The organism is Streptomyces sp. NPDC034670, assembly GCF_055574875.1.
This window is the reverse complement of the sequence record NZ_JBVITR010000008.1, coordinates 135,889-145,323: the sequence shown is the minus strand read 5'-3', so window position 1 is coordinate 145,323 and position 9,435 is coordinate 135,889. Positions and strand designations below refer to the sequence as shown.

The window sequence follows — 9,435 nt, the reverse complement described above, 5'->3', positions numbered from 1 at the left end:
CGAAGCCCACACACCACCCCCCCCCCCCCCCCCTCCCCCCCCCCCCCCCCTCCCTCCCCCCCCCCCCCCCCCCCCCCCCCCCCCCCCCCCCCCCCCGGTCCGCGGTCAGTCGACGACCGCCGTGGCCTCGACCTCGACCAGGTGCTCGGGCACGTCCAGTGCCGCGACGCCCAGCAGCGTGGCCGGCGCGGCCGGGGTCACGCCCAGCTTCGCCGCCGCCCGGGCGATGCCCTCCAGGAGCAGGGGCATCTTGTCCGGGGTCCAGTCGACGACGTGGACGGTCAGCTTCGCCACGTCGTCGAAGGAGCCGCCCGCCCCGGCCAGGGCGGTGCCGACGTTGAGGAAGCACTGCTCCACCTGGGCGGCGAGGTCCCCCTCGCCGACCGTGACCCCGTCGGCGTCCCAGGAGACCTGCCCGGCGACGAAGACCAGTTTCGACCCGGTCGCGACCGACACCTGGTGGTACACGTCGACCTTCGGCAATCCGCTGGGGTTCACCAGGGTGATGGCCATGTTGTCCTGCCTTTCCGTCATGAGGGTCCGCGGACCTGCCCGGTACGGGCCCGGCCCGGGCGCGCTCTCTCGTGGTTACTCGGAAACCGTAGGAGAGTGAGGGGTGACGTGGAAGAACGCACTTTTTAGTGACGGGGGAACCCGATGGTGACCAAGCGGTTCAAGGACGCGCCCGAGGGAACGGCGGAGCCGTCGGGCGCGTCGGGGCCTCCCGCCGCCGCTCCGGCGCCCGGCCGCCGGTCCGTCCGGGCGCCGGAGCGGCGGAAGTGGCCCGGTTCACATGGCGCCCCCGGTCCGCCACCGACACGATGGTCTTCGTCACCGGCAGGCTGAAGGGATCACGAATGTTCCGCAAGGTGCTGGTCGCCAACCGCGGTGAGATCGCGATTCGGGCGTTCCGCGCGGGCTACGAACTGGGCGCCCGAACCGTTGCCGTCTTTCCGCACGAGGACCGCAACTCACTGCACCGCCTGAAGGCCGACGAGGCCTACGAGATCGGTGAACCGGGCCATCCGGTGCGGGCCTACCTCTCCGTCGACGAGATCGTCGGTGCGGCGCGCCGCGCGGGAGCCGACGCCGTCTACCCGGGCTACGGGTTCCTGTCCGAGAACCCCGAGCTGGCCCGGGCCTGCGAAGAGGCGGGCATCACGTTCGTCGGGCCCGGCGCGGACATCCTGGAACTGACCGGGAACAAGGCGCGCGCCGTGGCCGCCGCCCGGGAGGCGGGCGTGCCGGTCCTGGGCTCCTCGGCCCCCTCCACCGACGTGGACGAACTCGTCCGCGCCGCCGACGAGGTCGGCTTCCCCGTCTTCGTCAAGGCGGTCGCGGGCGGCGGCGGGCGCGGCATGCGCCGCGTCGAGGAGCCCGCCCGGCTGAGGGAGGCCATCGAGGCGGCCTCCCGGGAGGCCGCCTCCGCGTTCGGCGACCCCACGGTGTTCCTGGAGAAGGCCGTCGTCGAACCCCGCCACATCGAGGTGCAGATCCTCGCCGACGGCCAGGGCGGCGTCATCCACCTGTTCGAGCGGGACTGCTCGGTGCAGCGCCGCCACCAGAAGGTGATCGAACTCGCGCCCGCGCCCAACCTCGACCCGCGGCTGCGCGACCGCATCTGCGCCGACGCCGTGCGGTTCGCCCGGCAGATCGGCTACCGCAACGCCGGCACCGTGGAGTTCCTCCTCGACCGCGACGGCAACCACGTCTTCATCGAGATGAACCCGCGCATCCAGGTCGAGCACACGGTGACCGAGGAGGTCACCGACGTCGACCTGGTGCAGGCGCAGCTGCGCATCGCCGCCGGGGAGACGCTCGCCGACCTCGGACTCTCCCAGGAGGGCGTCACGCTGCGCGGCGCCGCGCTGCAGTGCCGCATCACCACCGAGGACCCGGCCAACGGCTTCCGTCCGGACACCGGCCGGATCAGCGCCTACCGCTCGCCCGGCGGCTCCGGCATCCGCCTGGACGGCGGCACCACTCACGCCGGCACGGAGATCAGTGCGCACTTCGACTCCATGCTGGTCAAACTGACCTGCCGGGGGAGGGACTTCGCCACCGCGGTGGGCCGCGCCCGGCGCGCGGTGGCCGAGTTCCGCATCCGCGGCGTGGCCACGAACATCCCGTTCCTGCAAGCCGTCCTGGAGGACCCGGACTTCGCGGCCGGGCGGGTCACCACGTCCTTCATCGAGCAGCGCCCGCACCTGCTCACCGCACGCCACTCCGCCGACCGCGGCACGAAGCTGCTGACCTACCTCGCCGACGTCACGGTGAACAGGCCCCACGGCGAGCGGCCCGACCTGATCGACCCGCCGACCAAGCTGCCGCCGCTGCCCGCCGGGGAACCGCCGGCCGGCTCCCGGCAGCGCCTGGCCGAACTCGGCCCCGAGGGCTTCGCCCGCTGGCTGCGCGCCTCCCCGGTCCTCGGCGTCACCGACACCACCTTCCGCGACGCCCACCAGTCGCTGCTGGCCACCCGGGTGCGTACCAAGGACCTGCTCGCCGTCGCCCCGGTGGTGGCCCGCACCCTGCCCGGACTCCTCTCCCTGGAGTGCTGGGGCGGCGCCACGTACGACGTCGCCCTGCGCTTCCTGGCCGAGGACCCGTGGGAACGCCTGGCCGCCCTGCGGGAGGCCGTGCCGAACATCTGCCTGCAGATGCTGCTGCGCGGCCGCAACACCGTGGGCTACACCCCGTACCCGACGGAGGTGACCGACGCCTTCGTCCAGGAGGCGGCGGCCACCGGCATCGACGTCTTCCGCATCTTCGACGCGCTGAACGACGTGTCCCGGATGAGGCCCGCCATCGACGCCGTGCGCGAGACGGGCACGGCCGTCGCCGAGGTGGCCCTGTGCTACACCGCCGACCTGTCCGACCCGTCCGAGCGGCTCTACACCCTGGACTACTACCTGCGCCTGGCCGAGCAGATCGTCGAGGCGGGCGCCCACGTCCTGGCGGTCAAGGACATGGCCGGCCTGCTGCGGGCACCCGCGGCGGCGACACTGGTGTCGGCCCTGCGCCGGGAGTTCGACCTGCCGGTCCACCTGCACACCCACGACACCGCGGGCGGCCAGCTCGCCACCTACCTCGCCGCGGTCCAGGCCGGGGCGGACGCGGTCGACGGGGCGGTGGCGTCCATGGCGGGCACCACCTCGCAGCCGTCCCTGTCGGCGATCGTCGCGGCGACCGACCACTCGGAGCGGCCCACCGGCCTGGACCTGACGGCCGTCGGCGACCTGGAGCCGTACTGGGAGGGCGTCCGCAAGGTCTACGCCCCCTTCGAGGCGGGCCTGGCCTCCCCGACCGGCCGCGTCTACCACCACGAGATCCCCGGCGGCCAGCTCTCCAACCTGCGCACCCAGGCGATCGCGCTGGGCCTCGGCGACCGCTTCGAGGAGATCGAGGCGATGTACGCCGCCGCCGACCGGATGCTCGGCCGCCTGGTGAAGGTCACCCCCTCCTCGAAGGTGGTCGGCGACCTGGCCCTGCACCTGGTGGGCGCGGGCGTCTCCCCGGCGGACTTCGAGGCGGAGCCCGGCCGGTTCGACATCCCCGACTCCGTCATCGGCTTCCTCCGCGGTGAGCTGGGCACTCCGCCGGGCGGCTGGCCCGAGCCGTTCCGGAGCAAGGCGCTGGAGGGCCGCGCCGAACCCAAGCCCGTCCGGGAACTGTCCGCCGAGGACCGCGACGGGCTGGCGAAGGACCGGCGGGCGACCCTCAACCGGCTGCTGTTCCCCGGACCGACCCGCGAGTTCGAGACCCACCGGCAGACCTTCGGCGACACCAGCGTCCTGGACAGCAAGGACTTCTTCTACGGGCTGCGCCCCGGCAAGGAGTACAGCGTCGACCTCGAGCCCGGTGTGCGGCTGCTCATCGAACTCCAGGCCGTGGGCGACGCCGACGAGCGCGGCCTGCGCACCGTGATGTCCACGCTGAACGGCCAGTTGCGGCCGATCCAGGTCCGCGACCGGGCGGCGGCCTCCGACGTCCCGGTCACCGAGAAGGCCGACCGGGCCGACCCCGGCCACGTCGCGGCGCCCTTCGCCGGTGTGGTGACCCTCTCGGTCGCCGAGGGCGACGAGGTGGAGGCCGGGGCCACGGTGGCCACCATCGAGGCGATGAAGATGGAGGCCGCGATCACCGCCCCGAAGTCCGGCACGGTCGCCAGGCTGGCCATCAGCCGCATCCAGCAGGTGGAGGGCGGCGACCTCCTCGTGGAACTCGCCTGAGCCCCCGGCCGGGCACGCACGTCCGGTGCGTGCCCGGCGCACCTCGCGGCCGGCCGCCGACGGGGTCCGACGGCGCCCGGACAGCCCTGCGAGGACGGGCCGTCACGACGTAGGTTGTGGTCGACCGCAGCACGCCTCGACCGACGACGGACGGTACCCATGACCGACCCCGCCCCGACGCCCGGCACCACGCAGCAGCAGATCGACACGTCGGTGCCGCACTCGGCCCGGATCTGGAACTACTGGCTGGGCGGGAAGGACAACTACCCCGTCGACGAGGAAGCCGGTGACGCGTACACGGCCGTCTTCCCCGGGATCGTCACCATCGCCCGCAGCAGCCGGGCCTTCCTGCGCCGCACCGTCACCCACCTGGTCGGCGAGGCGGGCATCCGGCAGTTCCTGGACGTCGGCACCGGCCTGCCCACCGCCGACAACACGCACGAGGTCGCCCAGCGCCTCGCGCCCGAGGCCCGGATCGTCTACGTCGACAACGATCCGATGGTCCTCGCCCACGCCCGCGCCCTGCTCTCCTCCACCCCCGAAGGGGCGACCGCCTACGTCGACGCCGACGTGCTGGACCCGGACCGCGTCCTGGCGGGGGCCGCCGCCACCCTGGACCTCACCCGCCCCACCGCTCTCATCCTCAGCAACATCCTGGGCCACGTCGCCGACCACGACCGGGCGCGCTCCGTCGTCGCCCGCCTGATGGACGCGCTGCCGTCCGGCAGCCACCTCGTCGTCAACGACGGCTCACGGGGCGTCGACCCGGTCTTCGAGCGGGCGCAGGACGCCTACAACGAAAGCGGCGCCGTCCCGTACCACCTGCGCACCGTCGACCAGATCACGGCGTTCTTCGACGGCCTGGACCTCGTCGACCCCGGCGTCGTCCCGGTGCCCCTCTGGCGCCCGGACGCCGATTCCCCCGCCCCGGAACCCGTCGCCGAGCACGGCGGCCTCGCCCGCAAGCCGTGACACCCCGCCGGGCGCGGGCGGCCGGGACCGGTGGCCGCCCGCGCCCGGCCGGATCCGGGCTCCCGGCCCGGCCGGCCGGATCCGAACGGGAGGCCCGGCCCGCGGACCGGTACGGCGCCGGGTCCACCGCCGGGCCGCGCCGCCGCCTCCGCGTCCACCGCGTCCCGCCCGCACCGGCGGCGACGGGCGGGGAGCCCCCCCGACGCCGCGGGCGTCAGCCCCCGCCGGCCCCGCGGCCGGTGAGCAGGTCGCGCACGCGGTCGACCATGCCCGCGCCGGGGGCCGGGGCCCCGTCCGCGGGAGGGGCGCCGGGCACGGCCGGGTGGGGGCGGGCCGGAGCGGCCCTCCTGGCCGAGCGGACCCGGTCCCCGAGGTCGTCCAGAAGCCCGGCGGGACACGATTCGGCCAGCAGGGGGAAGAGCCGGTCCTCCTCACCGCGCACGTGCGCGGTGACCGACCGCTCCAGCCGCGCGAGGAGGGCGCCGAACCGGTCGTCGTCCGGGGCGAGGTCCTCCAGCTCCTTGAGCGTCCGCTCGATCCCGGCGTGTTCGGCGACCGCCTGGTCGGCCATGTCGTCGCCGTCGTCGACGTACCGGCGCACCGCCGGGTACAGATGGGCCTCCTCGGCGACGGAGTGCCGCACGAGCGCGAGGGTGAGCCGGTCGGCGACCTCCCGCTGTCCGCCGTCGCCGGAGGGGAGCGCCCGGATCTCCTCGAGGAGCGCCTCGACCTCGCGGTGGTCAGCGGTCAGCTCCTCGACCACGTTTCCGCCGTGTCCCATCACGTCTCTCGTTCCCTTCAGGCCTGGACGGCTGTGCCGCGGTCCTCCGGGCACGCCCGGCGCGGCGGCCGTCTTTCGCCCGTCCCGCTCGTGCGGCGGGCGGGTCGCCGCCCGGAGGCGCTGCGCACCACTACATCAGCGCTGCTCGCCGCGTGCCTCGTCGGCAGGGCCCGTTCGAGTCGGATCCGTGCGCCGGAGCCGGACGCCGGCGCCGGCCCGCCGGCCGGGCGGCGGTCGTCCGCCACCCGGCCCCGCGGGGGCCGGGACCGCACCCGAGGACGCGGGGGCGCGGCCCCGGCCGGGGGCCTTCGCGCGGGCCGTCCCTCAGCGCCGCCCGGGCCGCAGCACGCCGGCGAGCAGCAGGACGAGCACTCCGGCGAGGGGGACCACCAGCAGGCCCAGCCGGAGACTGGTGGCGTCGGAGACGAGCCCGACGACGGGCGGGGAGAGCAGGAAGCCCAAGCGCATGAGCCAGGAGACGATCGTCAGTCCCGATCCGGGCTTGAGACCGGGCAGCTCGTCGGCTTCGTGCATGGCGGCGGGCACCAGGGTGGCCACTCCGAACCCGGCCGCGGCGAAGCCGAGGATCGTCCCGGGCACGGTGGGCACCGCCAGCGCCAGGCCCATGCCGGCCGCGACGACGAGCCCGCCGGCACGGGCCACCGCGCGCTGGCCGAACCGGTCGACCAGCCGGTCGCCGATGAGGCGGCCGACGAACTGGGCGCCGACCAGGGCGATGTAGCCGCCGGCCGCGAGCGTCACCGACGCGTGGAGCGTGTCGGAGAGGTAGAGCGCGGCCCAGGAGTTGCCCGCGTCCTCGACGAGCGTGCCGGCCGTGGCGATGAGGACCAGCGCGGCCAGCAGGTACCCGGTGCGCAGGGGCGCGGCCGCGCGTTCCCGCCGCCGCGCCTCCCGGTCCGCGGTGTCCGTCTCGTCCCCGGCCGGTTCGGTGTCGGGCCCGGGCAGGCAGAACCGCAGGGCGATGCAGGCGACGGCCGTGAACAGCACCGCGGAGATCAGCAGGTGCTGCCCCCGCGACAGGTCGAGCGCGATCGCGGCGGCGGCCATGGAGCCTCCGGAGACCGCTCCGATGGACCAGATGGCGTGGAAGGAGTTGATGATGGAGCGTCCGTAGCGGCGCTGCACCCGCAGACCGTGGGCGTTCTGGGCGACATCGGTGATCGCGTCCATCGCCCCGGCCAGGAACAGCGCTGCCGCGAACACCGGCACCGAGCCGGCCAGGCCGGCGGCGAGGACCCCGACGCCGGTCAGCAGGGTGCCCGCCACCGCCACGCGCGCCGACCCGAACCGGCGGACGAGCACCCCGGCCGCCAGGCCGGCCACGATGGCGCCCGTCGGGAACGCCGCGACGGCCAGGCCGTAGGCCGCGTTGCCGATGCCGAGGTCCGCCTTGATCTGCGGGTAGCGCGGCAGGAGGTTGGCGAACAGCGCCCCGTTGGTGAAGAAGAGCACGGCGACGGCCACGCGGGCCTGTCGTTCGGCCGGGGTGGGCCCGCGCAGTACGTCGACAGTCATGCGCGCGAGCCTATATCGCGAGCGTACGAGCGTACACTTGGTGGGCCGGGGGCGGGCGGGGCGCCGCCCGGGAGCCGGGAGCGCGCCGGCCGGGCCGGCGCCGGGGGCGCGCCGCGAAAGGCGCGACGGCGGCGGGGGGGGGAGCGGTGCCGGCCCTACGGCGCCCCCGCGCCGACGGCGGGCCGGTCCCCGCCGGTCAGGGCGCGGGCGAGCGGCATCCGCGACAGCGCGAACACGCCCGCGGCGATCAGGGCGACGCCCAGCAGCTGGGGGAGGAGCCACCAGCCGGTGCGCACGTACTCGGCGTAGACCGTGAGCCCGAGGGCCAGGCTCACGCTCGCGTCGCCGAGCGTGAGGGCGGGCTGGGACGCCACCAGCGGTCCGGCCTGCATCGCGTTCTCCAGGAGGAACAGCGCGGCCGCTCCGAAGAGGGCGAAGCCGTAGGTCTGCCAGGTGGTGAGGAACGCGGTCACGCCGCCGTCGTCGAGCGTGTGCATCGACGTCTTCATCAGGGCCGCCGTCACCGCGTACGCGACGGCGGTGGCCAGCCCGAAGCAGGCGGCACGGGCCCGTCCCTCGGGCCGGCGGAGCGCCGCGACCACCAGGGCGACGATCGCCGCGGCGCAGACGGCGAGCGCCGGGACCCACCGGTCCATCGGCGCGTGCGTGCGGTTCCCCGCGGGGGACGCGGCGACGAGGGCGAGGGCGAGCCCGGCCACGACGGCGGACACGGCCGCCCAGCCGGGCCGGGACATCCGCCCGTGCAGCAGCGCGGCGGCGACGACCAGGGCGAGCGGCAGCTCCAGCACGAACAGGGGCTGGACGACCGTCAGCGGCCCCGTCGCGAGCGCCACGGCCTGGCAGACGGCCGCGGCGACGACGGCGAGGATGCCGGCGAGCCAGACAGGGCGCCGCAGCAGGTCGAGCATGAGCCGCGCCCGCAGCTTGTCGGACCGGGGCACGCTCAGCGCGGCCTTGCGCTGGAGGACGGTCGCGAGGGCGTTGCTGAACGCGCCGCTCAGCGCGAACAGGACCGGTACGAGCATGTCCACCGTGATCCTCCGGGACGACGAGGCGGCCCACCCCCGGTCCTGCCATGGTGACGTGCCGTCCCCGGCCCCGCGAACCGCCCGGGGGCGCGCGGCCGCCCGAACGGGTGCGGGCCGGCCGCCGCGGTGCCGGGCGTCGGAGGCGTTCGTGCCGGCAGGGTGCCCTTTATGATCACATGATGCCTCTTGTTCCCGGATGGGTCCTGATCTCGTCGGGGTGCGCGCCGGCCCTGCTGATCGCGGGCTGGGTGGTCGCGGCGTCGCTGGAAGGGCCCGCCTACGACCCCGCCACGCAGACGATCAGCGTCCTGGCGGCCTACGGAGCACCGGGCTACTGGGTGATGACCGGGGCGTTCCTCGCGCTGGGCGTCTGCCACCTGCTCACCGCCTGGGGGCTGCGGGCGGCCGCACCGGCCGGACGCGTGGCGCTGGCCGGCGGCGGACTGGCGGCGTGGGCCGTGGTGCTGCTCCCGACGCCGAGCAGCGGGGGGTCCCCGCACCACGGTTCGGTGACCGTGGCCGGATTCGTGCTCCTGGCCGTGTGGCCGGTCCTGGCCGCCGACGGCGGCGGGCGTGCTCCCTGGGCGCTGCGGCCCGCGCCCTCGGCCGCGGCGGCCGCCGTGATGGTCGCCGGCGCCGTGTGGTTCCTCGTCGAGACCCACCGGCACGGTGCCGCCGGCGTCGCGGAACGGGTGGTGACGGCTGTTCAGTCCCTGTGGCCCTTCGTCGTCGCCACGTCGTGCCTGTGCCGTCCGGGGCACCGGGACGAGTCGCCGGCATGACCGGTGCGGGGGGGGGGGGGGGGGGGGGGGGGGGGGGAGGGGGGGGGGGGGGGGGGGGGGGGGGGGGGGGGGGGGGTAGCCCG

The 9,435-nt window shown here is 75.5% G+C and carries 7 protein-coding genes; 3 read left to right on the top strand and 4 right to left on the bottom strand.

The genetic code is table 11. The annotated features are described in order from the left end of the window. Positions 1-105: 105 nt before the first annotated feature. Complete coding sequence (locus ACZ56B_RS08770; RefSeq protein WP_468787829.1) at positions 106-513, bottom strand: RidA family protein; 408 nt, start codon at positions 511-513, stop codon at positions 106-108. A gap of 344 nt (positions 514-857) precedes the next feature. Between ACZ56B_RS08770 and ACZ56B_RS08765 the strand changes: the two genes are divergently transcribed. Both ACZ56B_RS08765 and ACZ56B_RS08760 read left to right on the top strand, forming a co-directional pair. Beyond that, positions 858-4,232, top strand: a complete 3,375-nt coding sequence (locus ACZ56B_RS08765; RefSeq protein ID WP_468787827.1) for a pyruvate carboxylase — start codon at positions 858-860, stop codon at positions 4,230-4,232. Between the two features lie 159 nt (positions 4,233-4,391). Next, complete coding sequence (locus tag ACZ56B_RS08760; RefSeq protein WP_468787744.1) at positions 4,392-5,204, top strand: SAM-dependent methyltransferase; 813 nt, start codon at positions 4,392-4,394, stop codon at positions 5,202-5,204. Positions 5,205-5,418: 214 nt separating this feature from the next. Here ACZ56B_RS08760 and ACZ56B_RS08755 read toward each other — a convergent pair whose 3' ends face one another. The 3 genes from ACZ56B_RS08755 to ACZ56B_RS08745 form a co-directional block, all read right to left on the bottom strand. After that, positions 5,419-5,985 carry a hemerythrin domain-containing protein gene (locus ACZ56B_RS08755; RefSeq protein ID WP_468787742.1) on the bottom strand — a complete coding sequence of 189 codons (567 nt, stop codon included), beginning with the start codon at positions 5,983-5,985 and terminating at the stop codon, positions 5,419-5,421. Between the two features lie 324 nt (positions 5,986-6,309). Next, entirely contained in the window at positions 6,310-7,521 is a 1,212-nt protein-coding gene (locus tag ACZ56B_RS08750; RefSeq protein WP_468787740.1) for an MFS transporter, read from the bottom strand. A gap of 155 nt (positions 7,522-7,676) precedes the next feature. Next, the gene (locus ACZ56B_RS08745) at positions 7,677-8,567 is read right to left on the bottom strand and encodes a DMT family transporter (RefSeq protein WP_468787738.1); all 891 of its coding nucleotides are present in this window, start codon (positions 8,565-8,567) and stop codon (positions 7,677-7,679) included. Positions 8,568-8,749: 182 nt separating this feature from the next. Here ACZ56B_RS08745 and ACZ56B_RS08740 point away from each other — a divergent pair, with 182 nt between their 5' ends. Next, on the top strand, positions 8,750-9,352 hold the full coding sequence (locus ACZ56B_RS08740) for a DUF998 domain-containing protein (RefSeq protein WP_468787736.1): 603 nt from the start codon (positions 8,750-8,752) through the stop codon (positions 9,350-9,352). The last annotated feature ends 83 nt before the right edge of the window (positions 9,353-9,435 follow it).